Annotated in this window: 20 protein-coding genes; 18 read left to right on the plus strand and 2 right to left on the minus strand. The window is 44.0% G+C overall.

The features are described 5' to 3' along the window. Positions 1-143 precede the first annotated feature (143 nt). From HMPREF1212_RS06845 to HMPREF1212_RS06885, 9 genes are all read left to right on the plus strand, one after another. A complete protein-coding gene (locus HMPREF1212_RS06845; protein ID WP_046148865.1) occupies positions 144-737 on the plus strand; it encodes an RNA polymerase sigma factor in 594 nt (197 codons plus the stop codon). A gap of 119 nt (positions 738-856) precedes the next feature. Beyond that, complete coding sequence (locus HMPREF1212_RS27105; protein WP_167331511.1) at positions 857-1,033, plus strand: hypothetical protein; 177 nt, start codon at positions 857-859, stop codon at positions 1,031-1,033. Between the two features lie 77 nt (positions 1,034-1,110). After that, a complete protein-coding gene (rpe, locus tag HMPREF1212_RS06855) occupies positions 1,111-1,761 on the plus strand; it encodes a ribulose-phosphate 3-epimerase (RefSeq protein ID WP_046148867.1) in 651 nt (216 codons plus the stop codon). Positions 1,762-1,796: 35 nt separating this feature from the next. Beyond that, entirely contained in the window at positions 1,797-3,080 is a 1,284-nt protein-coding gene (locus HMPREF1212_RS06860; RefSeq protein ID WP_232430050.1) for a ComEC/Rec2 family competence protein, read from the plus strand. 44 nt (positions 3,081-3,124) lie between these two features. After that, the gene (locus tag HMPREF1212_RS06865) at positions 3,125-4,174 is read left to right on the plus strand and encodes a DHH family phosphoesterase (protein ID WP_046148868.1); all 1,050 of its coding nucleotides are present in this window, start codon (positions 3,125-3,127) and stop codon (positions 4,172-4,174) included. A gap of 55 nt (positions 4,175-4,229) precedes the next feature. Then, a complete protein-coding gene (locus HMPREF1212_RS06870) occupies positions 4,230-4,817 on the plus strand; it encodes a DUF4827 family protein (RefSeq protein ID WP_046148869.1) in 588 nt (195 codons plus the stop codon). A gap of 12 nt (positions 4,818-4,829) precedes the next feature. Then, positions 4,830-6,218: a phosphoglucosamine mutase gene (glmM, locus tag HMPREF1212_RS06875; protein WP_028728538.1), complete on the plus strand. Its 1,389-nt coding sequence runs from the start codon at positions 4,830-4,832 to the stop codon at positions 6,216-6,218. A 563-nt stretch (positions 6,219-6,781) separates the two neighbouring features. After that, positions 6,782-7,399: an HU family DNA-binding protein gene (locus HMPREF1212_RS06880; RefSeq protein ID WP_046148870.1), complete on the plus strand. Its 618-nt coding sequence runs from the start codon at positions 6,782-6,784 to the stop codon at positions 7,397-7,399. Then, the gene (locus HMPREF1212_RS06885) at positions 7,396-9,453 is read left to right on the plus strand and encodes a VapE domain-containing protein (RefSeq protein WP_046148871.1); all 2,058 of its coding nucleotides are present in this window, start codon (positions 7,396-7,398) and stop codon (positions 9,451-9,453) included. The genes HMPREF1212_RS06880 and HMPREF1212_RS06885 overlap by 4 nt, the downstream gene beginning before the upstream one ends. A gap of 141 nt (positions 9,454-9,594) precedes the next feature. Here HMPREF1212_RS06885 and HMPREF1212_RS06890 read toward each other — a convergent pair whose 3' ends face one another. After that, complete coding sequence (locus tag HMPREF1212_RS06890; protein ID WP_046148872.1) at positions 9,595-10,086, minus strand: NUDIX hydrolase; 492 nt, start codon at positions 10,084-10,086, stop codon at positions 9,595-9,597. Between the two features lie 102 nt (positions 10,087-10,188). On the opposite strand from HMPREF1212_RS06890, the gene HMPREF1212_RS06895 reads away from it, so the two are divergent. Together HMPREF1212_RS06895 and HMPREF1212_RS06900 are read left to right on the plus strand one after the other, a co-directional pair. Beyond that, positions 10,189-10,437: a hypothetical protein gene (locus tag HMPREF1212_RS06895; RefSeq protein ID WP_028728534.1), complete on the plus strand. Its 249-nt coding sequence runs from the start codon at positions 10,189-10,191 to the stop codon at positions 10,435-10,437. Beyond that, entirely contained in the window at positions 10,434-10,712 is a 279-nt protein-coding gene (locus HMPREF1212_RS06900; RefSeq protein WP_028728533.1) for a Txe/YoeB family addiction module toxin, read from the plus strand. The genes HMPREF1212_RS06895 and HMPREF1212_RS06900 overlap by 4 nt, the downstream gene beginning before the upstream one ends. 8 nt (positions 10,713-10,720) lie before the next feature. Here HMPREF1212_RS06900 and HMPREF1212_RS06905 read toward each other — a convergent pair whose 3' ends face one another. Continuing rightward, the gene (locus HMPREF1212_RS06905) at positions 10,721-12,784 is read right to left on the minus strand and encodes a DNA topoisomerase 3 (protein ID WP_046150268.1); all 2,064 of its coding nucleotides are present in this window, start codon (positions 12,782-12,784) and stop codon (positions 10,721-10,723) included. Between the two features lie 181 nt (positions 12,785-12,965). On the opposite strand from HMPREF1212_RS06905, the gene HMPREF1212_RS06910 reads away from it, so the two are divergent. The 7 genes from HMPREF1212_RS06910 (at position 12,966) to HMPREF1212_RS06940 (ending at position 23,961) form a co-directional block, all read left to right on the plus strand. Then, complete coding sequence (locus HMPREF1212_RS06910; RefSeq protein WP_028728531.1) at positions 12,966-13,562, plus strand: RNA polymerase sigma-70 factor; 597 nt, start codon at positions 12,966-12,968, stop codon at positions 13,560-13,562. Between the two features lie 65 nt (positions 13,563-13,627). Then, positions 13,628-14,611 (plus strand): FecR family protein, encoded by a 984-nt coding sequence (locus HMPREF1212_RS06915; RefSeq protein ID WP_028728530.1) that lies wholly within the window; start codon positions 13,628-13,630, stop codon positions 14,609-14,611. Positions 14,612-14,807: 196 nt separating this feature from the next. After that, positions 14,808-18,125, plus strand: coding sequence for a SusC/RagA family TonB-linked outer membrane protein (locus tag HMPREF1212_RS06920; protein ID WP_046148873.1), 3,318 nt, complete (start codon positions 14,808-14,810; stop codon positions 18,123-18,125). Positions 18,126-18,137: 12 nt separating this feature from the next. Further along, positions 18,138-19,751 (plus strand): RagB/SusD family nutrient uptake outer membrane protein, encoded by a 1,614-nt coding sequence (locus tag HMPREF1212_RS06925; protein WP_198293254.1) that lies wholly within the window; start codon positions 18,138-18,140, stop codon positions 19,749-19,751. Between the two features lie 48 nt (positions 19,752-19,799). Beyond that, the gene (locus HMPREF1212_RS06930; protein WP_232430135.1) at positions 19,800-20,858 is read left to right on the plus strand and encodes a metallophosphoesterase; all 1,059 of its coding nucleotides are present in this window, start codon (positions 19,800-19,802) and stop codon (positions 20,856-20,858) included. A gap of 104 nt (positions 20,859-20,962) precedes the next feature. Further along, positions 20,963-22,372 (plus strand): sulfatase family protein, encoded by a 1,410-nt coding sequence (locus HMPREF1212_RS06935; protein WP_028728526.1) that lies wholly within the window; start codon positions 20,963-20,965, stop codon positions 22,370-22,372. Between the two features lie 5 nt (positions 22,373-22,377). Beyond that, the gene (locus HMPREF1212_RS06940) at positions 22,378-23,961 is read left to right on the plus strand and encodes a sulfatase family protein (protein WP_028728525.1); all 1,584 of its coding nucleotides are present in this window, start codon (positions 22,378-22,380) and stop codon (positions 23,959-23,961) included. The last annotated feature ends 47 nt before the right edge of the window (positions 23,962-24,008 follow it).

The following is a 24,008-nucleotide window of genomic DNA, read 5'->3' on the forward strand; positions in this document are numbered from 1 at the left end:
ATTTTTGTATAAAAATAACAGAAATGTTTGCCTGTTTAAAATACTTTTTGTTCTTTTGCTTTCGAAAACGAAATTGTCTAACATTTAAAACCTCATTGCCTATAGCATAAACATTACTCAAGAAACTATAAAATACAGAAGTAATGAAGACTTTAAAATCGATGACAGATGAAGATCTGGTTGTCCTTTATGCACAGGGTAATAATACCGCCTTTGACGTGTTGTTGAATCGTCATAAGAGCAGTATCCATTCCTATATTTACTTTATAGTCCGCAATAAAGAGTTAACGGAAGATATCTTCCAGGAAACTTTTGTGAAAGTGATTATGACTATTAAACAAGGCCGTTATACAGAAAACGGTAAGTTTAAAGCATGGATCACCCGTATTGCACACAATCTGATCATTGATAACTTCCGTCAGGAACGCAGTGAAAATACTGTATCCAACGATGAGGTGGAAGTGGATCTGTTCAATAATATCAAGCTTTGCGATGGAACGATCGAAGACAATATCGTACGTCATCAGGTATTGTCGGATGTGAAGAAGTTGGTGAAGCACCTTCCCGACAGTCAGCGCGAAGTGTTGGAAATGCGTTACTATCAGGATCTGAGCTTTAAAGAAATCGCAGATATTACAGGTGTCAGCATTAATACAGCATTGGGACGTATGCGTTACGCTATCCTGAATATGCGTCGTATGGCTGACGAGAATCATATAGAGTTGTCTTTGGCATGATCGGTTCGCGGAGCGAGCCAATTATGATTTTTATTATCAGGTAAAAATATTCTGTCATTTATGCAATAAGTAGAAATTGCCCCCGTTTTATAATCAAACGAATAAAAAAGGGGATGCCTATGAAGAGATTTTCTACTCAATGTATGGATGGATTGAAGGATAAAACAAAGAAAAACCGGAACGAGAAGAAAAGTGCACCAAGCCGACAAACGCTTGATTTCTTATCTCAATTTGCAAGGAGTTACCATGCTGAACCTGCTTTGCAACCGGAGTTTTGTGGTTATGTGATGAACTAAGAAATTGAAGGAAAGAGGACACTTGTCATAGTGTTCTCTTTCTTTTTTTTGTACCTTTGCGCAAAAGACTTGAAATTATGAAACATAAGATTGCTCCTTCTTTGCTGGCTGCCGATTTCCTGAACCTGCAAAAAGAGGTGGAAATGATAAATAATAGTGAGGCAGACTGGTTGCATATGGATATTATGGACGGAGTATTCGTTCCTAATATCTCTTTCGGTTTTCCGGTTCTCGACGCAGTAAAACCCATTCTGAAGAAGCCGATGGATGTGCATCTGATGATTGTCGAGCCTCAGAAGTTTGTCAAAGAGGTGGCTGCTGCCGGTGCTTATATGATGAATGTTCATTATGAGGCCTGTACGCATTTGCATCGTACGATCGGTGCGATCAAAGAGGCTGGAATGAAAGCGGCTGTTACATTAAATCCGCATACTCCGATCAGTTTACTGGAAGATATAATACAGGATCTGGATATGGTGTTACTCATGTCGGTTAATCCGGGTTTCGGTGGGCAGCGTTTTATTGAGCATTCGGTAAATAAAACGGCTCGTTTGAAAGAAATGATCCGGGAAAAAGGACTGGATACTTTAATTGAAGTGGATGGAGGTGTGAATCTGGATACTGGAAAACGTCTGGTAGATGCCGGGGCAGATGTGCTGGTGGCTGGAAGTTTTGTTTTCAGTTCTCCTGATCCGATACGAACAATAAAAGAGCTGAAAGATATGTAAGAGTATATAGATTACCAACCAAAACCGACCTTTGTATGATAATAAAAGAAATACAAAAGCGGCCTTTTATCAGGCCGCTTTTCATCTGGATAACCGGGATCTTACTGCAGGCTTACTTCGATTGCCGCATTGTGTCATTGTTTCTGATACTATTCCCCTTATTGATCATCCTGTTTTCTTATATGGCTGTAATCTCCGGGACGGAAAAGTCTCATTGTAATTATGAGCTTCGTTGGCAGTGGGGAGCTGTATTTCTTTTGTTATTATTGTCTTTCTCTATTCAACGAACGGCTTACTGGCAGGAGAGGGACGAACGACCCGTTTTCTCGTTAGTATCTGAACTGGCAGAAAGAGGGCAGGAGCGTTTATTGAAACCTTTCGACACTTTGCACTTGTCGGAAGAAGAAAAATCTGTATTGGCAACGATCACGTTGGGCCACCGGAAAGGGATGGATCAGGAAGTAAAAAGAAGTTTTTCGGTAACGGGAGTTGCTCATTTGTTAGCAGTAAGTGGTTTTCATGTGGCTATTGTTTGCGGCTTCCTTTCCTTATTCTTATCCTTCTTGCCCAAGAGCGCTTTTTATAGATGGTTGAAGTATCTGTTGACGATCTGTTTACTTTGGTGTTTTGTTGTCATTACCGGATTTGCAGCCTCTGCTATCCGTGCTGGATTGATGCTGACGTTGTATCTGACAGGTAGAACGTTACGGCGAAGAACGGACGGGTATAATACACTGGCTGCTTCTGCGTTTTGTATGCTGGTGTTTGATCCGTTTTATTTATTTGATATCGGTTTTCAGTTAAGCTATCTGGCGGTGTTGTCTATTTTGTATTTGCAACCTCGGCTCCAAGGTTTGATCGAGGTTCGTAACCCTTTGGTTGCTGCTCCCTGGAGTTGGATAACTGTTACACTGGCTGCACAAGCGGGTACGACATTACTTTGTTTATACTATTTCAGGCAATTCTCCCTGGTCTTTTTGTGTACAAATCTGCCTTTGACCTTTCTGGCGACCTTTCTGATACCAGCCGGACTGATCTGGGTTTTATTACCTGTAAATTTTCCCGGTTATGAATATCTTCAGCTGTTTGTAGAGAAGATAACACATGCTTTGTTACAAATTGTTGAGGCTTTTAGCAGGGTGCCGGGAGCAACCTTTTCTTTTCAAATTGACTTGTTGCTGACTATTCTGGGTTATGGGATTGCTCTCTTTTTTCTGTTGTTCCTGCAAACCCGGCGTCCCCGATTCTTATTCGTCTCCTTATTTCTATTGTTATTTCTATTGTTTGATTTGCTTATTGAACGTTTTTTTACAGTGTAGAACGTAAAAAAGTAGTACCTTTGTCCATGTAAACAATAGAAAATATGATTACAAAAATCATTCACGAAGAGAAAATTCAGAAAGCCAAGAAATACGTAGAGAAAGGCGAAAGTTTTGTTATTGTTACCCATGTTACTCCCGACGGCGATGCCCTCGGTTCAGCTTTGGGATTGTATCATTTCCTTACTGCCTATGGTAAAGATAACGTAACAGTTATTGTCCCCAATGAATTTCCCTTATTCTATAAATGGATGCCGGGAGCAAAAGATATTGTGATACATGAAAAGTATCCCGAGTTTGCAGAGCAATTGATCCATGATGCAGATGTTATTTTCTGTCTGGACTTTAATGAACCTAAACGTATAGAGAAACTGGCTCCGGCTGTTATTGCAGCAGAAGGCCGTAAGGTCTTGATCGATCATCATCTGAATCCCGCAGATTTTTGCCGGGTGATGATGTCGTATCCCGAAATGTCGTCTACCAGTGAGATGATTTTCCGCTTTATCTGCCGCATGGGGATGTTCGACCTGCTTAATAAAGAAGCAGCCGTTTGTATTTATACCGGAATGATGACGGATACAGGTTCTTTTACCTATAATTCGAATAAGCCGGAAATTTATACGATCATCGGTGAACTGATAAAGAAGGGAATAGATAAGGATTTGATTTATCGCAAAGTCTTTCAGGTGTATTCCGAATCACGTCTTCGTATGCAGGGATATGTCTTGTATGAAAAGATGAAGATCTATCCGGAGAAACATGCTGCATTGATTACTCTTTCGCAGGCCGAATTAGACCGGTTTAATTATGTAACCGGTGATACGGAAGGTTTTGTAAATATGCCATTGAGCATACAAGGTGTATCATTTAGTGTCTTTATCCGTGAAGATAAAGATTATATAAAGATATCTTTGCGTTCTGTAGGTGATTTTCCATGCAATTTGTTTGCCTGCCAGTATTTTAACGGGGGTGGTCATAAAAATGCTTCCGGTGGAGAATTTCATGGTTCTCTGGAAGAAGCTGTAGCTGTCTTTGAGAAAGGATTAAAAGAATTTAATCCTAATAAAACAGAAGAAATAGAGAAACTTGCCTGAGATATGGCGGATATTATTTACATTTGTCGCTCATTTATACATTAAAGAATAACAGATGAAGAGAGGTTTTTATATCCTGATGATTATGTGTGTAGCTCTGGTAGTAGTATCATGCGACAAAACGAAGTCGTATACAGAGTACTTGAAGGCTGAGAGGAAAGCTATCGATCGATTGATCGATAATGAAGGAATAAGGGTTCTTAAAAATTATCCGTCTGATGGTGTTTTTAAGGAAAATGAATTTGTGAAGTTGGATAATGATGTGTATCTGAATGTGATAGATTCAGGTAATGGAGAGCGTGCCGTATTAGGAACAACCAAAGTTCTTTGCCGCTTCGAAGCAAAAGGATTTTTAAACTCAGATACAGCTTATATGATGACCAATAATCTGACTTATAGTCTTGGTGCTTTAGGATTTCCTACAGAATTTATTTTTGGTTACAATGTTTATTCTGGTGAAAGCAGAAGTTATGATCCGGATTTATTCGTAGGTGAAGGGTTGGCTACAGCCTTATACCATGTAGGTGATGGTGCTATTGTTAAATTGATTGTTCCTTTTAAGCGAATGGCATCTGGAGGCTATTTCCAGAGTAATTATACTCCGGTCTATTTTAGCAAAGTGAAATATACATTTGAAAAATAATCGAACTTACGTATGACTTTAATTAAATCTATTTCCGGTATCCGCGGCACAATCGGTGGAGCACCGGAAGACGGATTAAATCCGTTAGCCATTGTGAAGTTTGTAGCAGCCTATGCTACCTTCATTAGAAAAAGCACAAAAGCAACATCCAACAAAATTGTAGTAGGACGTGATGCCCGTATCTCTGGCCCGATGGTAAAACAGGTGGTTTTAGGTACTCTTACAGGCATGGGCTTTGATGTTGTAGACATCGACCTGGCAACAACCCCCACTACCGAATTAGCTGTAGCTATGGAAGGTGCCTGTGGCGGTATTATTTTGACTGCCAGTCATAATCCGAAGCAATGGAACGCATTGAAGCTGCTGAATGAAAAGGGTGAATTCCTGAATGCGGCTGAAGGTGCTGAAGTTTTGGAAATTGCAGCTTCTGAAAGCTTTGAGTTTGCAGATGTCGATCATTTAGGTAAAGTGATCGTTGACAATACATACAAACAAAAACATATTGAGAGTGTACTTAATCTTGATCTGGTAGACGTAGAAGCGATTAAGGCTGCTGACTTCCGTGTCGCTATCGATGCTGTAAATTCCGTAGGTGGTGTTGTTCTGCCGGATTTACTGTATGCTCTGGGTGTGAAGGAAATATTCAAATTGCATTGTGCTCCTCATGGAAACTTCTCTCACAATCCGGAACCTCTTCCCGAGAACCTGACAGAGATTTCCGATCTGATGAAGCATGCAAAAGCAGACGTAGGTTTTGTTGTCGATCCTGACGTGGATCGTCTGGCTATTGTTTGTGAAGATGGTGAAATGTTCGGTGAGGAATATACGTTAGTAGCAGTAGCCGACTATGTATTGAGTCATACTCCAGGTAATACGGTAAGTAACCTGAGCTCGAGCCGTGCCTTACGTGATGTAACCCGTGCTCATGGTTGCGAATATAATGCAGCCGCAGTAGGAGAGGTGAATGTCGTGGCAAAAATGAAAGCAACCAACGCTGTGATTGGCGGTGAAGGTAATGGCGGTGTGATTTATCCGGCTAGCCATTATGGACGTGATGCTTTGGTGGGTATCGCTTTGTTCCTGACTCACCTGGCAAAGAAAAAGATGAAAACAAGCGAATTACGTGCCAGCTATCCTCCGTATTTCATCTCCAAGCAGAAAGTTCAGCTTACTCCGGAGATCGATGTGGATGCTATTTTAGCCAAGGTAAAAGAAAAGTTCGCTCAATATGATATTACTGATATCGATGGTGTAAAGATCGATTTCCCCGATAAATGGGTTCACCTTCGTAAAAGTAACACCGAACCGATCATCCGTATCTATGCAGAAGCTCATACAATGAAAGAAGCCGAAGAGATAGGTGGCGAGTTGATTGCGGTGATTAATGAAATGTGTAAGTAAGCTTTATAACATATAATAAAACCGGGGATACTTATTAATTAGGTATTTCCGGTTTTGTTTTTATAGTTAGTATTTTTTGATAGTTTACGGTTCTATTTCTTTGGAGCTATGAATTGATTAGTGTCAATTTATAAATCGCAGGTTTACATAGTGAAATATGGTTATAAACCATTCACTCTTCATTTTTGTCTATCTAATATGCTGATTTGTTTCTATTTAAATAGGTGAATTGTTGGTGAATGGTTGCTCGAAAAGGTGAATAGTTGATGCAAACCTTTCACCTTTTATTTATTACCCCCCTTTCTCCCTTAAAATAATTATCACTTTCCTTCCTATATATTACCATAAAACCAATAATAATCTATACCTTTAGTTACGACTTATAAACCAACGGATGGCGATCGTTAACCTTTGCGACCTACGTCGTTAAGCTTATTAATGGTGCTAGGTAAGCTTGCCGACCTTGGTCGTTAAGTAAATAAGTTATAGGGTTTGCCTTAAAGAGTATTAACTAACCTCTTACTGTACACTAGGGTAAGGGGTAGAAAAACACAATATTGTATATGCCGGCTAAGTATCTGTTTTACAAAAATCCCCATTCCCCGCATCAGACAGAAGAAGAGGAGGGAGTGCTGCATGCCCGTATCGTGGAAGGGCAGGTGCTGCGTTTTGAGAAGTTATGTGAGAAGATTGCTGATCGTAGTACCTTCAATGAAGGAGAGGTCAAAGGTCTGATGACTTGTTTTAAAGAAGAGTTAATCCTGGCGCTGAAGGAGGGTAATCCGGTGGAGATCGACGGGATCGGTTTGTTCTCTGTGACGGCGAAATGTCCGCCGATACGTAACCCCAAAGAGATCAGGGCGGAAAGTATTCACTTTTCGAAAGTTGTTTTCCGGGCTTGCAAGGAGTTGAAAAAGGAGATGAATTCGATGACTTTCGAGCGGGCAACGGATTACAGGAGAAAAGATGCGTATACTCCGGAGCAGCGGCAGGAACGCATCCTGCGTTATCTCTCGAACCACCGGGAGGTGTCCAGTTCTGATTGTATGGGAGTGAATGTCTGTTCGCGTTATCTGGCACAAGGAGATCTGAAACGGTTGAGGGAGCAGGGATGGATCGTTCGCCTGGGTGGGCCGAAAGTGGCTGTTTACGTCTTACCGGAGAAGGAGGATACAAAATGAAAGTTACGTTATTAAAAGGAAATCTAGGTTCCGGTAAGTTGGTGGAGCTGGCTTCGGTGGTAGCGCGTATTAAAGATACGACTCAGGCTAAACCGGTGGAGAATATGCGTGAAATGATTCCATATTGTTCACCGGGAAATCGGGTGGCAGATGCAGAGAAAGTTCCGGTGGTAGTTTTTGCATCCGGTTATAAAGATCAGGTTTGGAAGCATTATAACGGACTGATTCTGCTGGAGTTTAATCGTTTGGCCAATCTTTCGGAAGCCAGGCGGCTGCGTGACGAAATAGTCAGGTACAACCAACCCTTGCTGGCTATGATTGGTTCGAGTGGTCTGAGTGTCAAGGTTGTGGTGCGTTATACGTTGCCCGACGGTACATTACCGGTCGACCGGGAGAAGGCCATCTGTTTCCATGCGCACGCTTATCGCAGGGCGGTATTGCATTATCAGGCACAGTTACAATGGCAAGTCGATATAAAGGAACCTTCGCTCGACCGGGGATGTCGATTGTCCTATGATCCGGAATGTTTTTATAATCCGGAAGCATTGCCGGTCAGGATGGAACAACCGCTGGCAATGCCTGAAGAACCGGGATATATGGAGCAGGTCATACAGTCAGACGATCCATTGGCGCGTATCTTGCCGGGAACGGAGCAACGGAAGAAGATAGAAATGCTTTTTGAAACCTGTCTCAATCAAGTTTACCGGGAACATGGAGCCGGATGGGGAGAGGAAGAACCGAAGGATTTTGTAGCGGCGGTAAGTGCGTTGTGTTTCGATTCCGGTGTCCCGGAGGAAGATACGGTTCGCTGGCTTTATTTCCGGATGTGGAGTTTAGAAGATCAGAACCTGTTGAGACTGACTGTACATAATGTGTATCTTGCGCGTAAGTCGTTCGGGAAGAAACCTTGTCTGCCGGTTCCCATGAATTTGCTGGCACGCATGGAGGAATTTCTGAAGCGGCGGTACGAGTTTCGTAAGAATGAAATTATCGGTGAGGTGGAATACAGGGAGAAGCATTCGTTCTGTTTCCGTTTCCGGCCTGTCACGGCGGAGGTGTTGAATGGTATTTGCCTGAATGCCATGGAAGAGGGGCTCGATATATGGGATAAAGATGTGCGGCGGTATATTTATTCTCCCAGAGTTCCGAATTATAATCCGCTGGAGCAGTTTTTGTATAATCTCCCGGCATGGGATGGGAAAGACCGGATACGTGCACTGGCGGATACGGTGCCGACCAAGGATGGCGAATGGAGGAACCGTTTTTATGTATGGTTTGTCAGTATGGTTGCCCACTGGCAGAAGACGGACCGTTTGTATGCCAATAGCCTGGTGCCCGTATTGGTTGGTGGACAGGGCATTTCGAAGTCGACTTTCTTTCGTTTGCTTCTCCCGCCGGTGTTAAGGGATTATCATGCGGAAAGCATTAATCTGGAGAATAAAAGTGAAGCGGAATTGCTGATGGCACAAAACCTGTTGATTACCATCGATGAGTTCGACCGCTTAAGCAAGAAATATCAGGCGGATCTGAAACATTTGATCCAGAAGCCGGAAGTGAAAGTACGCCGTCCGCATCAGAAGACATTTCAGCAGATGAGACGTCTGGCTTCATTTTCGGCTACAGCTAATCCGATGGAGTTGCTGACCGATCCGACGGGAAGCCGTCGGTATGTTTGTGTGCAGGTGACAGGGGCAATCGATGTATCGGCGCCTGTAGAGTATGAACAATTGTATGCCCAGGCGGTCCATGCCATTCGTTCGGGAGAACGATATTGGTTGAATAGTGAAGAGGAGCGATTGCTGACACAAAGCAATTCCGGGTTTCAGGATGAGCCTTTGGAGATACAGTATCTGTTTACTTATTTTCGTCTGCCGGAAGAGGGGGAGAAGGAGGAGCGGTTTACGTCGGTCGAGTTGTTGGATATTATTTCGGAACGTTCCAAACGGAAGTTCAGTAATACTTCCGCCTGCCGGTTTGGTAAAATGCTGAATGCTTCCGGTATCCGAAGGGTACATACAAATGCCGGGAATCGGTATTGTTTGGTTCGAATATAGAAAAAAGGTGAAGGGTTTATCTCGACCCTTCACCTTTTTCTTAAATCCTTCACCTGTATTACCGATTGTCTATTCCTTGTTATTTAAGTATTTAATGTAGATAAGGTGAATGGTGAATAGTATTGTTGCTGTTTATATGTGTTATAGAAACAGCCTCCTAAACTCCTGCTCGAAGTTAGGGGTAAAGACGTTCTTACCGAGATTCGTTTTGATCTCATCGATGCGCCAGAAGCGTCCACCGTCCAGTTCTTCCGTATCCGGTATGATCTTTCCGTCGTAAACAGTACGGAACGTGTTTACGAGTTCTTTCTCGATGGACGATTCAAAGACATAGCGGGTGATAAATTCCGGAATAAAGTCCGTTATCCCTAACTCTTCGCGTACTTCCCGGCAAAGAGCCTCTTCTACTGTTTCGCCATAATCGATATGTCCGCCTACGGCAGTGTCCCATTTACCGGGTTGGATATCTTTTGTCATGGAGCGTTTTTGCAGATATAATTCGCCTTCCTTGTTGAAGATATGCAGATGTATAACCGGATGCAGCTGCTTACTTCCGCTGTGACACTCTTTACGGGTCGCCTTGCCTATTGTTTCTCCCTCCTCGTTTACCAGAGGGAACCATTCGTCTCTCATCTTTTTCTTTGTTTTTGAGGCTACAAAGATAAGGAATAAAGGTTGTTGGAATATGGAATTTAATTGTTACTTTTGTCAAGGACATAATAAAAAGGAATAACTATGACAAAATCAACTATGGCCTTGGAGGCTGAAAAAGCCGAATTGGCGAGAATAATATTAGATTTGGATGATATGGAATTAGTAAAGAAAGTGAAAGCTTCCATTAAACGTATTACCACTCCGAAAGAAGATCCTTTTTTTACTAATCCGGCGAATCTTGCCCATTTCCGGAAATCAGTAAAGCAGAAAGAGAATGGTGAGGTGGTGGAATTGACTCCTGAACTTCAGAAGGAGTTACTTGGTTTATGAGATATACATTAATTATTACTGAGGATGCGAAGATAGATATTGCTTCTTTTTCTTACACTGGTGATAAAGTCGGTGCTAAGAAAGTGAATGTTTTGTTAGATGAACTGCGTGAACATCCTTACACCGGTACCGGTAAGCCTGAACCTTTACGGGGGAACTGGTCTGGTTACTGGTCTCGTCGTATCAATAAAAAAGACAGATTAATTTATACAGTCGAAGAAGATCGGGTGATTGTAACGGTTGTACAAGCAAAAGAACATTATAACGATAAGTGACCATGTAGTTATAACTTACCGATCACTTTTGCCAATTCCTCATCCGATAGCCCTTCGCCATAAGTCGCATAATCCAGGCGGAAGGTACAGCCATTCTTATATTCGGAACAACCGTAAGCTGTTTTACCCCGCAGGATACTACCTTTCTTACAGACCGGACAAACCGGTTTTTCCGGTTGTTTGGGAGCTGCTTTCTCTTTCGGAGCCTCTTCCTTTTTAGCACGCGGCTTACGCGGTTTCTTTTCTTTTTTCTCCTCTTTGGGCTGTTCTTTGACAGCCTCTTCGATTGTTATTCTACGGGTCGACTGGTCAGACAGAACGTTGATGACTACCTGGTTGACCATTTGTTTCAATTCTTCCAAGAATGTTCGTGCTTCGTAAGTGCCCCGTTCGATCTGGCGCAGTTTCTTTTCCCAAAGACCTGTCAGTTCGGCACTTTTGAGTAATTCCTCATGTATGGTTCCGATCAGTTCCACACCGGTGGCAGTGGGGTATAGATTCTTACGTTCCTTGCGGATATAATTACGTTTGAACAATGTCTCAATTATCGCAGCCCGGGTGGAAGGACGGCCAATACCATTCTCTTTCAAGGCATCACGAAGTTCATCATTATCGACCAACTTACCTGCCGTTTCCATCGCACGGAGCAATGTCGCTTCCGTGTAGGGCTTGGGGGGAGTAGTCCATGTTTCCTTTAAAATAGGTTTGTGCGGGCCACTTTCACCTTTTACGAAGTCTGGCAATACACCTTCTTCTTCGGTCGGTTCGGCATCCGGATCCTTTTGTTCGGCACCGAATACAACGCGCCATCCCGGTTTGAGGATCTGCTTTCCGGTTACTTTGAAATCAACCTTGTCTACCTTACCGAGCACGGTGGTGGTAGATATGTCGCAATCCGGATAGAAGGCGGCTATGAAGCGGCGGGTAACCAGGTCGTATACCTTCCGCTCGTTTTCCGTCAGGTTACGGGCCGGTACCCCGGTCGGGATAATGGCATGGTGATCCGTTACTTTAGAGTTGTCGAATACCCTTTTGCTCTTAGGGATCTTGGCGGCTAATACCGGAGCTGTCAACTCAGTATAATCGACCAGCCCTTTTAGGGTGTTAGGTACCTTCGGGTAGATGTCATCACTCAGGAAAGTAGTATCCACACGCGGATAGGTGGTCACTTTCTTTTCGTATAATGACTGGATCAGTTTTAATGTATCGTCGGCGGTAAATGCAAACTTTTTGTTGCATTCCACCTGCAATGAAGTCAGGTCGAAAAGCCGCGGAGCGTATTCTTTCCCTTTCTTTTCAGATATATCGGTGACGGTGAAGTCTTCCTTTTGTACAACTTCAAGGAAAGCTTCGCCTTCTTCTTTTTTAGTGAATTTGCCTTTCGTAGCCGAAAAGGTAGTATTCCGGTAGATCGTTTTCAACTCCCAGTAAGGTTCGGGTTTGAAATTCTCTATCTCGGCCTGGCGGTTTACGATCAGGGCCAGTGTCGGTGTCTGAACACGTCCGATAGAAAGCACCTGGCGGTTCTGTCCGTAACGGATCGTATACAGGCGGGTCGCATTCATACCGAGCAACCAGTCGCCGATAGCACGCGACAACCCGGCTTCATATAATGTTCTGAATTCTGTTTGTTCTTTCAGGTGCTGGAAACCTTCGCGGATAGCTTCTTCTGTCAGAGAAGAAATCCATAAGCGGTACACCGGACAAGTACATCCGGCTTTTTGCATTACCCAGCGCTGTATCAGTTCCCCTTCCTGGCCGGCATCACCGCAGTTGATCACCATTTCGGCATTCTGCATCAAGGTCTCGATCACCTTGAACTGCTGCTCGTAAGTGGGGTTACTGATCAGTTTGATACCGAAGCGGGGAGGGATCATCGGAAGGGCACTCAGGCTCCACCGTTTCCATTCGTCGGCATAATCATGCGGTTCTTTTAGTGTACACAGATGTCCGAATGTCCAGGTAACCTGATATCCGTTTCCTTCAATATACCCATTCATTCTTTTTGTAGCCCCCAGTACTTCGGCAATCTCGCGTGCCACACTCGGTTTTTCAGCAATACATACTTTCATCTGCAATCTAATCCTTTCGTAAAAATCACACAAATGTACACTTTCCTGCTGATATTTCCATGAGAAAGTTGCAACCGAAACAAATACTTCTTCCAAATGTAATAGGGGATATAACGGAATGTTTTTATATTTGACGGTTGAAAAAGTATCTGCAAGTATAGAAAAGGGAGATTTATAATAGATGTATATCAACTCGGAACAGGAACGACAACTAATAACGGGATTACTCAATGATGATGAAACCGCATTCTGTGAATTATACGCTTTGTATAAGAACAGGCTGATGTATTTTGCCATGACATTTCTGAAATCCAAGGAATTTGCTGAAGATATTTATCAGGATGCTTTTGCCTCTGTGTGGCAGAATCGTCGGTTCCTTAATCCGGAGTCTCCTTTTGCACCCTATATTTATACTATTGTAAAGAACAGGATATTGAACGTGCTCGCCGGTATCGATAAAGAACAACAACTAAAGAATAAAATTTTATCGGCGGCAGTAGAAATCACGAATGATACGGAGGAAGCCATCTTGGATGCTGATTTGAACGGGTTGTTGGAGAAAGCCCTAATGAACCTGACTACCCAACAACGAAGGATATTCGATATGAGCAGGAAAGAGATGAAATCGCATAAAGAAATAGCCGACGAATTAGGTATTTCCGTCTATACGGTTCAGCAACATATCTCAGCTTCATTGAAGATAATCCGCATTTACCTGGCTAAATATGCCGGGACATATACCGATCTATTGTTACTTCTATTCTGCTTAAATGTATAATAAAAGTTAACGGTATCCCAGTTGCGCTGCTTATCTCTGTACTATTAATAGACACGTAAAAAGATATGGAGCAATTGAAGCATATAAATATAATTTTAAAACGATTTATCAGTGGAATATATACCTGTGAAGATGCAAATCGGATCATGGATATGTTTCGTTCGCAGCAGTATACAAAAGAGATAAATGAAGAAATGGATCTGGTTTGGCAATCAGTACCAGAAGAAGAAACGACTTCCTTGCAGCATGAACAGTATACAGCGGAAGCGCGAGCATTATTAACCCGTATACGCAAAGAGGAGAGAAAAATACCGTTTGGCTCATTACTTAAATATGCTGCGATCTTTGCTCTTATTGTATCGGTGGGATTCGGTGCATATCAATTTACACGGATCACGGACATGCAAAATATAGCATACACGGAAATAAGGGTTAAAAATGGAGAGCATAAGCGGATTGTTTTGCCGGATGGGACAAAAGTAATTCTGAATGCCGGTTCTTTCATGAAATACCCGGAACGGTTTACACAGGACTTCCGCCGGATAGAAATGGATGGAGAAGCCTTTTTCGAAGTGGTGCATGATGAAGATAAACCATTTGTAGTATCCACAAAAGATGCCAGTGTAAAAGTATTGGGTACTTCATTCAATGTAAAAGCTTATGATGTGGATGAACAGATTCTGGTAAGTGTACGCTCCGGAAAAGTCCAGGTAGATATGACCGATGCAATGATGCGCTTGTTACCCGACGAACAGCTTGTCTTTTCCCGGAAAAACGGTGAGATACAGAAGCGAAACGAAAGTGCCCGCCATGCAACGGTCTGGATAGACGGAGGCCTGTATTTTAATAAGACCCCGATCCGTAGTGTAGTCAAGGAGTTGGAGCGGATGTATAACTGTAAGATTGAACTGTCGGGTGATAAACCCTATGATGATTATATCTATGGGGAACATGATAATAAAAGTCTTGAGTCTGTACTTAAGTCTATTCAGTATTCTACGGATATAAAATACCGAAAGGAGGGCGATAAAATTATTTTCTATAAATAGATCAGATTATTAACCTGTTAATCGAAAAAGTTATGAAAGATACAACCTGAGAAAACACCAAAAGAAAAGGAAGACCTGAAGCAGACCTTCCTTTCAAAATCCTGTAAAATAATGCCAAGCGTCCACTCCCGGCATTGTTTTATACGGAGTCGTTTTTAATATTTCTATTTAAAACAACAATTAAACTCCCAAAGTTATGAACTTCCTAACTAATAAGAAGTATCGCTGGGCTGGTTATTTCATTCATTTTGTTTTTTTAGCAATTTTGTGTTTGCAACCTGTAACCGCCCAGACCAACCGATCAGAGAAAATAACAATTCAAGTGCAAAATCAGCCTGTAGAAAAGGTATTCAAAGAGATATCAGAGAAAACAGGACTGAAGTTCTTTTATGGAGAAACTGTCCTTAAAGCCAATCAATCCTTAAGCTTAAGCTTTCGGGATGCTTCTCTCTCTACTGTATTGGCAGAAATAACCAGGCAGGCAGGATTAAATTTTGAGCGGACTGATAATACGATTTCAGTCAGCAAGAAAGCAGTCGGAGGAGAAGCCCCTGCTTCCCGGTCATTACGTCCTGTCTCCGGTGTGATTGTAGATGAAAACGGAGAGCCTGTTATCGGAGCAAATATTGTGGTCAAGGGAACTACAAACGGCACGGTGACAGACCTGGATGGAAAGTATGTGATTGAAGCCGGAAACAATGACGTTCTGCTGGTTTCTTACATCGGGTATCTTCCTATGGAGATAAAAGTCGGAAATAAGACTGTACATAATCTTAAATTGCAGGTAGATGCCCAGAACCTGGAAGAAGTTGTAGTGGTGGGTTATGGAACGATGAAGAAAAAAGATTTGATGGGAGCAGCCTCTGTCCTGAGCGGTGAAAACCTGGCTACCAATTCTAATATTTCGGTCGGGGGAGCTTTACAAGGTAAGATGTCGGGTATGTCCGTTTTGAGTAGCAGTGGTTTCCCCGGTGCAGAAACTTCCATTAAGATACGTGGTGTCGGGACTTTCGGAAGCGGTAGCGATAGTAATCCGCTGATCATTATCGACGGTGTTCCTGTTACGTCCGGCTTTGAAACATTGAACCCTGGTGATATTGAAACGGTGAATGTCCTGAAGGATGCTTCCTCTGCTGCCATTTACGGATCGCGTGCGGCCAATGGTGTGATTCTGATCACAACCAAGAAAGGTTCGACCGGTGCAGCCAAAGTATCTGTCAATGCGACATGGGGTATTCAAAAAGCTTCCAGCATTATGGATTTGCTGACTGCTGAAGAATTTGTCTCTGCTATCCAGGAGATGCGCGATAATAAGCAGGCTATCGACGGAGGTAATCCTACAACTAAATTTGACGGTATCGATCCCGCTACCTTCGGGAAAGGAACAAAATGGAGCGATCATATTTATAGCTCAGCGCCTACCTATAATATAAATACAAGTGTCTCCGGCGGTGGAGAGAAAACCCGTTATTACCTGTCGGCGGAATATCTGAATCAGGATGGTATTGCGATTAATACCGGTTTCCAGAAAGCCTCTTTACGTGCCAATATTGAAGGGCAGGTTAACAGCCGCCTGACTATCGGTAATAATGTACACCTGGCTTACCGCAACACCAAAGGAAGTAAGGATAACCGGTATTCCGATGTAATCTTCAATGCTCCGATCATTCCGGCTTACGATGCGGATGGAACCTATGGAGAACCGGATCCGGCCTATACCAGTTCCAAGAATGCTATTGCCGAAGTGGGTTGGAATACCCCGACGAATGACAACTACCGGGTACTGGATAATCTGTTTGTCGAATATAAGTTTACGGACTGGTTGAAATTCCGTTTCAACGGAGGTATTGATATGGTTTATTCGGAAGACAAATCGTTTTTACCTCTTTTCAGTGACGGGGGACAGACCAATAGCCAGAATAGTTATTCGGAAAATCGTCAGAAAGAGTTTATGTGGGTAACAGACTATCTGCTTTATTTCGATAAAGTATTCGGTAAGCACACGATCAATGCGATGGGAGGTTTTTCCCAGCAGCTATTCTCCAAAGATAACCTGAAAGGAGTCGTAAAGGATTTCGTGTCGGAAGTCGATAATATGCATGTGATCGATGGCGGAACGAATTCGACCGACCGGACATTGGAAGGTGGAAAGAGCCAACTGGCTTTGGCTTCCTGGTTTGGGCGTATCAATTATGATTATGCCGGGAGATATCTTTTCTCCGTCAATTTGAGAGCCGACGGTTCTTCCCGTTTCAAAGACGGCGAACGTTGGGGTGTTTTCCCTTCTTTCTCAGGAGCATGGCGTATTTCGGAAGAAGATTTCTTTTCGGTAAAACCGATCAGTTCATTGAAACTGAGAGCATCCTGGGGACAATTAGGTAACCAGTCTATCGGTTCATGGTATCCGACGATTGCAGCTGTGGAAAGCCAGAAAGTCATGTTCGGCAATGGCGGTAACAATCAGATCCTGTATTCCGGCTATAGTCAGACTGCTTTATCCAACAAAAAACTGAAATGGGAAACGACCACCATGACCAACATCGGTGTCGATCTGGGATTGTTTAACGGCAAACTGTTTATGACGGCAGATTATTTCATAAAGAGCACGGATGGTATTTTACGCAGCATGGTATTGCCGTTGTCGGTGGGGATGACTGCTCCGAATGTCAACTATGCGAAAGTACAGAATCGCGGTTTTGACCTTGAAGTCGGCTATAACGGTAAGGTAAGGGATTTCACTTTCAGTGTTTCAGGGAATGTATCTTTCCTGCATAATGAAATAAAGAAACTAAGTGAAGGAGTCACCGAGGAAGTAACTTCCATCGGAAGCTACGGTGGCGTGACGATCAATCGGGTCGGCGAACCGGTCGATGCTTTGTATGGCTATAAGACCGGGGGCGTGATTACGACTCAGGAAGAAGCCGATAAATATAAAGCGATGGGACAAGGGAATGCCAAGATCGGACGTTTGAAATATGTCGACATGGATGGTAACGGCAAGATAGACAGTGACGACCGTGTCATATTGGGTAGCTATATCCCCAAAGTCAGTGCCGGTCTGACTCTGTCCGCCGACTGGAAAGGATTTGATTTCAACGCTGTGTTTGCCGGAGTTTTCGGAAGGAAGCAACATGCACCGATGTCGTTCCAGAACCGTTTCCCTAACCGTAACATGAGCCGCCACTGGTATGACAACCGCTGGACATTGGGTTCTGATCCGGAAGGAAAATATCCGGCGTTGATCCAATCCGAATCGTATGAAGAGATGACAGACCTGATGGTTGCCAATACATCTTTCGTGAAATTGCGTTCCTTGACTTTAGGCTATACGGTTCCTGTAAAGTCTTTCAGGACACGTGTATTCGTATCGGGCGAGAATCTGTTCACTATTCATAGTAAATCATTCGACGGTTTCGATCCGGAGAATGGCAACGGGGTAGGGCATTATACGAACTGGGGGGATGACTTCCCGACTCCGAGAATATTTTTGGTTGGTTTGAATTTAACATTTTAATAGGAGATGGCTATGAAATCGAATATAATAGGATTATTGATCTTGTCATGTGTATTGACAACAGGCTGTATGGATAATTTCCTGGATAGGAATCCCTACGGTTCAATCGATGAAACGACATTCTTTACACAAAAAGAACATGCCGATCTGGCAGCGATGGCATGCTATGCCAAGTTACAGAAACTGAATGCCCATTGGGCCGATGCTCAGTTGGAACTGGGAATGACAGGCGATTTGTCGTCTGCCGGCTTTAAAGATGCTCAACCTTTTTATGTCGGTTCTTTCAACCCGAACGAGTCGAATCTGGTGAAGGGCATCTGGCAGCGCGCTTATCAGGGAATTGCTGTCTGCAATAAAAATATAGAAGGCGTTAAGAACATGCCGGATGATATAATCGATGAGGATACCCGCAATAAACATCTGGCCGAGATGTATTTTATCCGGGCATTCTGGTATTTCCGCCTGATCCAGTTCTATGGGGATGTTCCTTTACGTTCTGCTTCCGTGTCGGATCCAACTAATAAAGACGATGTGCAGTTGGCTGCTACCCCCAAGGGTGAGATAATAAAACAAGCCATCCTTCCCGATCTTGAATTTGCTGCACAGAACCTGCCGGATGCCTGGGAAGACAAGTTTCAGAATCGGGCGACGAAAGGGGCAGCATATGCCTATCTGTGTGAAGTCTATTTGTATGAAAAGGATTATGAGAATGCTATAAAAGCCGGTGAACAGGTCGACAAGTATGGTTATTCTTTGATCGAAAATCCGGGTAATGTATTGCGGGTAGATTATGAGGCATGTCCTGAAATCATTTTCTCCGTCGGTTTCGGTAGCGGAGTGGAGACGTATCGTGAGTTCTATTGGGGAACAATAGAAGATTTGGGAGAGGACGGACGTGTTATGCGTGGCGATACCTATTCCGGTGATTATTTCTATCCATCCTGGGAACTGGTCGGTTTTTATGAAGCGATAGACGGTAAGCCGGTCAGTGAGTCTCCTTATTACAATGCAGATGAAAGCTGGAAAAACCGTGATCCGCGCTTTGATGCGACATTCTTCACTATCATGGATGATATCGAAACGACTACCGGAAAACAGATGAAATGGAAACAGGATTGGCTGGTGAATACGGCAACCGGTTATGATATTCAGAAAAGGGGAGTATGGTATGGAGAGAATACCTGGAATAAACGGGCGGATATTCATCTGATGCTGTTGCCGCGGGTTTATTTGCATGTAGCCGAAGCCTATGCTTTAAAGTCTTCTCCTGATTTTGCCAAATGTTCGGAATATATAGAGAAAGTCCGTTCCCGTGCCCGTCAGTTCGCGCTGGCCAACCGGGAAAAATATATCCCCGAAGGAATGGCCGATAAGGATGTATTGCCTGCTTTTACCATCCGTAACGCCCAGGAAGCGATGGATGCAATAAATTACGAGTCGAGGGTGGAACTTTTTGCAGTCGATTGTATGCGTTATTATGATCTGAAACGTTGGGGTACTTTGAAAGAAGAATGGCCCCGGGTAGGCGGATTTACCTGGGATGATAAATTGTTGGATCTGCCTTATCCGGCGGATGAGTTGAACTCGAATAAAAATCTGCAACAACATTCCGGTTGGGGTAATTGATTGGCCGATATATAAGTAGATAATATGAAGAAGTTGATTTATATATGTATGCTGTTGCCATTTCTGATGGCAACAGCTCAGAATAATAGCGGAGTGCAAAGAGTAGGGAAACCTGAGCTTACGGATTCCGAATCGTTTTCTTTGATCCTTTTACCCGATCCGCAGAGTTATACCAAATTTGATACCAACCAGCCTCTGTTTGATCTGATGACGGCATGGACGGCAGCCAACCTGGAGAAGTTGTCGGTAAAGGCTGTGTTGTGTACCGGTGACCTGGTGGAGCAAAACGAATATATCGTGCCGGATAATGTAAATGGCAACCAGACTAGTACCCAGCAATGGAAAGCGGCGTCCAACGCCTTTGCAAAACTGGATAATAAGATACCTTATATCATCTGCGGAGGAAACCATGACTACGGATATACCCGTTCGGAAAACCGCCTGTGCCGTTTCCCGGAGTATTTTCCGGTGGAACGTAACAGTGCCTGGAAGAATTCGCTGGTCAGTGTGTGTAATAACGCATTCGGGCTCCCCACGTTGGAGAACGCCGCTTTTGCTTTCGACGAACCGCATTGGGGAAAGATCCTGATCATAACGACCGAGTTTGCCCCCCGTGACGAGGTGCTCGAATGGGCGAAGGAACTGGCTGCAAGCAAGAAATATGCCGATCATAAGGTTTTTGTGCTGACACATTCTTATTTGAGATGGGATGGAACGGTCATCGAGTCCGAGAATTATAAAGTTTCTCCGGCTAATTATGGAAAGGCTGTCTGGGAGAAATTGTTATACCCGTCTTCCAATATTCGTATGTTGATTTGCGGTCACTATTGCCTGGTGGATGATTTTTGCCACAATGTAGGACGCCGTACAGATAAGAATATCGCAGGGAAAAACGTATTCCAGATGATGTTCAATGCCCAGACTGCCGGAGGTGGTTGGCATGGGAATGGGGGAGATGGTTGGTTGCGTATCCTGGAATTTATGCCCGACGGGAAAACGATCAAGGTAAAAACCTATTCTCCTTTATTCGGTATTTCTCCGACAACGGAACAGTTCGCCTGGCGTACGGGAGACTGCGACGAGTTCGAGATTGTGATTGAACCCTAAGCATTTGTAAGGGAAAACTACTGTAAGAATATTTGTTTCTTTAGAAAACTTTGCGAACTTTGTCTACTCTAAAGTTCGCAAAGTTTAACAAGAAACATAATATCATGAACAGTAAACTATGGTTATTAACCGCTGCATCCGCATTTTCAATGACTGGTGTGGCCGCAAACTACACCAATTTTATCATCATCAACCTCGATGATGCCGGTTACGGAGACTTTTCCTATAATGGCGCATACGGATATAAAACGCCGAACATCGACCGTATGGCTGCCGAAGGAGTCCGCTTTACTCATTTTCTGGCCGGACAACCTATCAGCGGGGCATCACGTGCCGGATTGCTGACCGGATGTTATCCGAACCGTATCGGTTTTGCCGGAGCGCCCGGGCCGGGTTCCGACTATGGTATCAGTCCTGATGAAATGACGATAGGGGAACTTCTGAAACAGAAAGGATATAGTACGGCTGTTTTCGGTAAATGGCATTTGGGAGACGCCAAACAGTTTCTCCCTTTGCAAAACGGCTTCGATGAATATTACGGATTGCCTTATTCCAACGATATGTGGCCTTTCCACCCGCAACAGGGAGAAGTATTCAATTTCCCTGATCTGCCTACTTATGACGGAAATGAAATTATCGGTTATAATACGGATCAAAGCCAGTTTACAACAGATTATACGAACCGTACGGTCAACTTCATTAAGAAGAATAAGAATAAACCGTTCTTCATTTATCTGGCACACTCTATGCCGCACGTACCGCTGGCTGTATCCGATAAATTTAAAGGGAAGAGCGAACAGGGATTGTATGGCGATGTGATGATGGAACTAGATTGGAGTGTCGGTGAAGTATTGAAAGCACTTCGCGAACAAGGTCTGGAAGAAAACACACTGATCGTCCTTACTTCCGATAACGGCCCGTGGACTAACTACGGAAACCATGCCGGTTCGGCCGGGGGACTTCGTGAAGCTAAAGCGACTACCTTCGATGGCGGTAACCGTATTCCCTGCGTGATGTATTGGAAAGGTGTTACCCAACCCGGAACTACTTGTAACAAGCTGGCTTCCAATATCGACCTTTTGCCTACATTGGCTGAAATCAGCGGTGCACCGCTGCCACAGCGTAAGATCGACGGTGTAAGCGTCTTGCCTTTAATCAAAGGAGAAAAGGATGCAAACCCTCGTGAGTCGTTTGTCTATTATTATCATAAGAATGACCTGGAAGCCGTTACGGATGGCATGTTCAAGCTTGTTTTCCCGCATAAGTACGTGACTTACGGAGCTTATGTGCCGGGCAACGATGGACAACCGGGACAATTGACCAACCTTGAACTGAAGAAAGCTGAAATGTATGACCTGCGTCGTGACCCGGGAGAACGTTACGATGTCATTTCCCAATATCCCGAAGAAGCAGCCAAGTTGATGAAGATTGCCGATGATATGCGCAAGGATCTGGGAGATAATCTGACACGTGTCAAGGGAACAGGACGCCGCGAACCAGGTAAATTAAAATAACAAAGATGAAAAACGCTGATCTAATTTTGAAAGCAGGCATGTTGGCTACATGCCTGCCTGTTATTGGTTGTAGCTCGAACAAGAAAGCAGAGAAAGAGGCAGGAGAACGCCCGAATATTCTCTTTATTTTGTCTGACGACCACACTGCCCAGGCATGGGGTGTCTACGGAGGCATCCTGGCCGATTATGTTAAGAATGAGAATATCCGCCGTTTGGCCGATGAAGGCTGTGTGCTGGATAACTGTTTCTGTACCAACTCGATCTCCGCACCGAGCCGTGCCGCTATCATGACCGGGGCGTATAGCCATCGTAACGGTGTCTACACGTTGGAAGACGGACTGGAGCCTGCGGTCGATAATATCGCCAAGCAGATGCAGGCGGGCGGTTACCAGACGGCCTTGATCGGTAAATGGCATTTGAAAAGACAGCCTGCCGGTTTCGACCACTTCAATGTCTTCCACGATCAGGGGGAATACGTGAACCCGATCTTCAAGACTGCTGAAAACTGGGTGGATGACGATAAGGGAAAGCAGGGAACCGAGGTCAAAGGTTTCTCTACCGATATCGTAACCGACCAGACGATGGAATGGATACGCAACCGTGATAAGGATAAACCTTTTATGATGTGCTGTCATTTCAAAGCGACGCACGAACCCTGGGACTTCCCCGAACGGATGAAACATCTTTACGATGACGTTGTTTTCCCTGAACCCGAAAGTATGATGGAGTTCGGCCCCGAAGAGTCGGGCAGGGCATTTAAAGGTCAGCAGTTGGAGAACATGGGATGGCGTTGGGAGACAGCTTCCAAAGATCCGGATGCCTGGTGGTGCCGTTACCCGGAACTTCCTTTCTCTACGAAAGGTATGGATAAGGTGGCTGCCCGCAAGAAGATCTATCAGAAGATGATCAAGGACTACTTGCGTTGCGGGGCGACGATCGACGATAACATCGGCCGCTTGCTGAAGATGCTGGATGAAGAAGGACTGAGCAAAAATACCATTGTCGTTTACGTCTCCGACCAGGGCTACTTCCTGGGCGAACATGGTATGTTCGACAAACGAATGATGTACGAAGAACCTCTGCACATGCCCTTCGTGATCCGCTACCCGAAAGAAATCCCCGCAGGTACACGCAACAAAGACATTATCTTGAATGTGGACTTTGCTTCTACATTGGCTGATTATGCAGGAGTGAAAGCTCCGGAACTGTCGCAGGGAAAGAGTTTCCGCGAAAACCTGAAAGGACAGACTCCGGCCGATTGGCGCAAGGAAATGTATTACCGTTACTGGACGCACCATGATATCCGTCCGGCTCATATGGGTATCCGTAATGAACGCTATAAACTGATGTTCCTCTATGGCGACCGCCTTAATGCAACCGGTTCGGATCCGAAACCGACCACTCCGGCTTGGGAGTTCCACGACCTGCAGGTAGATCCGAAAGAGGATAAAAATATGTACAACGATCCACAGTATGCAGACGTGATCAAAGAGATGAAGCAGGAGTTGTTGAAGCTCCGTGCCGATGTGGACGACACCGATGCAGACACTCCCCGCATGAAGGAGATTATGGATCAATATTATTGGTAATAAACGTCATTAATAATTTAGAAAGAGGGATATCCGGTAGTAGATAT

Source organism: Parabacteroides sp. HGS0025 (assembly GCF_000969845.1).
Lineage (GTDB): Bacteria > Bacteroidota > Bacteroidia > Bacteroidales > Tannerellaceae > Parabacteroides > Parabacteroides gordonii.

Excerpts from the sequence above, each read along its gene's own strand:
- HMPREF1212_RS06845 (WP_046148865.1), top strand. The coding sequence starts at position 144 with ATGAAGACTTTAAAATCGATGACAGATGAAGATCTGGTTGTCCTTTAT.
- HMPREF1212_RS27105 (WP_167331511.1), top strand. The coding sequence starts at position 857 with ATGAAGAGATTTTCTACTCAATGTATGGATGGATTGAAGGATAAAACA.
- rpe (WP_046148867.1), top strand. The coding sequence starts at position 1,111 with ATGAAACATAAGATTGCTCCTTCTTTGCTGGCTGCCGATTTCCTGAAC.
- HMPREF1212_RS06860 (WP_232430050.1), top strand. The coding sequence starts at position 1,797 with ATGATAATAAAAGAAATACAAAAGCGGCCTTTTATCAGGCCGCTTTTC.
- HMPREF1212_RS06865 (WP_046148868.1), top strand. The coding sequence starts at position 3,125 with ATGATTACAAAAATCATTCACGAAGAGAAAATTCAGAAAGCCAAGAAA.
- HMPREF1212_RS06870 (WP_046148869.1), top strand. The coding sequence starts at position 4,230 with ATGAAGAGAGGTTTTTATATCCTGATGATTATGTGTGTAGCTCTGGTA.
- glmM (WP_028728538.1), top strand. The coding sequence starts at position 4,830 with ATGACTTTAATTAAATCTATTTCCGGTATCCGCGGCACAATCGGTGGA.
- HMPREF1212_RS06880 (WP_046148870.1), top strand. The coding sequence starts at position 6,782 with ATGCCGGCTAAGTATCTGTTTTACAAAAATCCCCATTCCCCGCATCAG.
- HMPREF1212_RS06885 (WP_046148871.1), top strand. The coding sequence starts at position 7,396 with ATGAAAGTTACGTTATTAAAAGGAAATCTAGGTTCCGGTAAGTTGGTG.
- HMPREF1212_RS06890 (WP_046148872.1), bottom strand. The coding sequence starts at position 10,086 with ATGAGAGACGAATGGTTCCCTCTGGTAAACGAGGAGGGAGAAACAATA.
- HMPREF1212_RS06895 (WP_028728534.1), top strand. The coding sequence starts at position 10,189 with ATGACAAAATCAACTATGGCCTTGGAGGCTGAAAAAGCCGAATTGGCG.
- HMPREF1212_RS06900 (WP_028728533.1), top strand. The coding sequence starts at position 10,434 with ATGAGATATACATTAATTATTACTGAGGATGCGAAGATAGATATTGCT.
- HMPREF1212_RS06905 (WP_046150268.1), bottom strand. The coding sequence starts at position 12,784 with ATGAAAGTATGTATTGCTGAAAAACCGAGTGTGGCACGCGAGATTGCC.
- HMPREF1212_RS06910 (WP_028728531.1), top strand. The coding sequence starts at position 12,966 with ATGTATATCAACTCGGAACAGGAACGACAACTAATAACGGGATTACTC.
- HMPREF1212_RS06915 (WP_028728530.1), top strand. The coding sequence starts at position 13,628 with ATGGAGCAATTGAAGCATATAAATATAATTTTAAAACGATTTATCAGT.
- HMPREF1212_RS06920 (WP_046148873.1), top strand. The coding sequence starts at position 14,808 with ATGAACTTCCTAACTAATAAGAAGTATCGCTGGGCTGGTTATTTCATT.
- HMPREF1212_RS06925 (WP_198293254.1), top strand. The coding sequence starts at position 18,138 with ATGAAATCGAATATAATAGGATTATTGATCTTGTCATGTGTATTGACA.
- HMPREF1212_RS06930 (WP_232430135.1), top strand. The coding sequence starts at position 19,800 with ATGCTGTTGCCATTTCTGATGGCAACAGCTCAGAATAATAGCGGAGTG.
- HMPREF1212_RS06935 (WP_028728526.1), top strand. The coding sequence starts at position 20,963 with ATGAACAGTAAACTATGGTTATTAACCGCTGCATCCGCATTTTCAATG.
- HMPREF1212_RS06940 (WP_028728525.1), top strand. The coding sequence starts at position 22,378 with ATGAAAAACGCTGATCTAATTTTGAAAGCAGGCATGTTGGCTACATGC.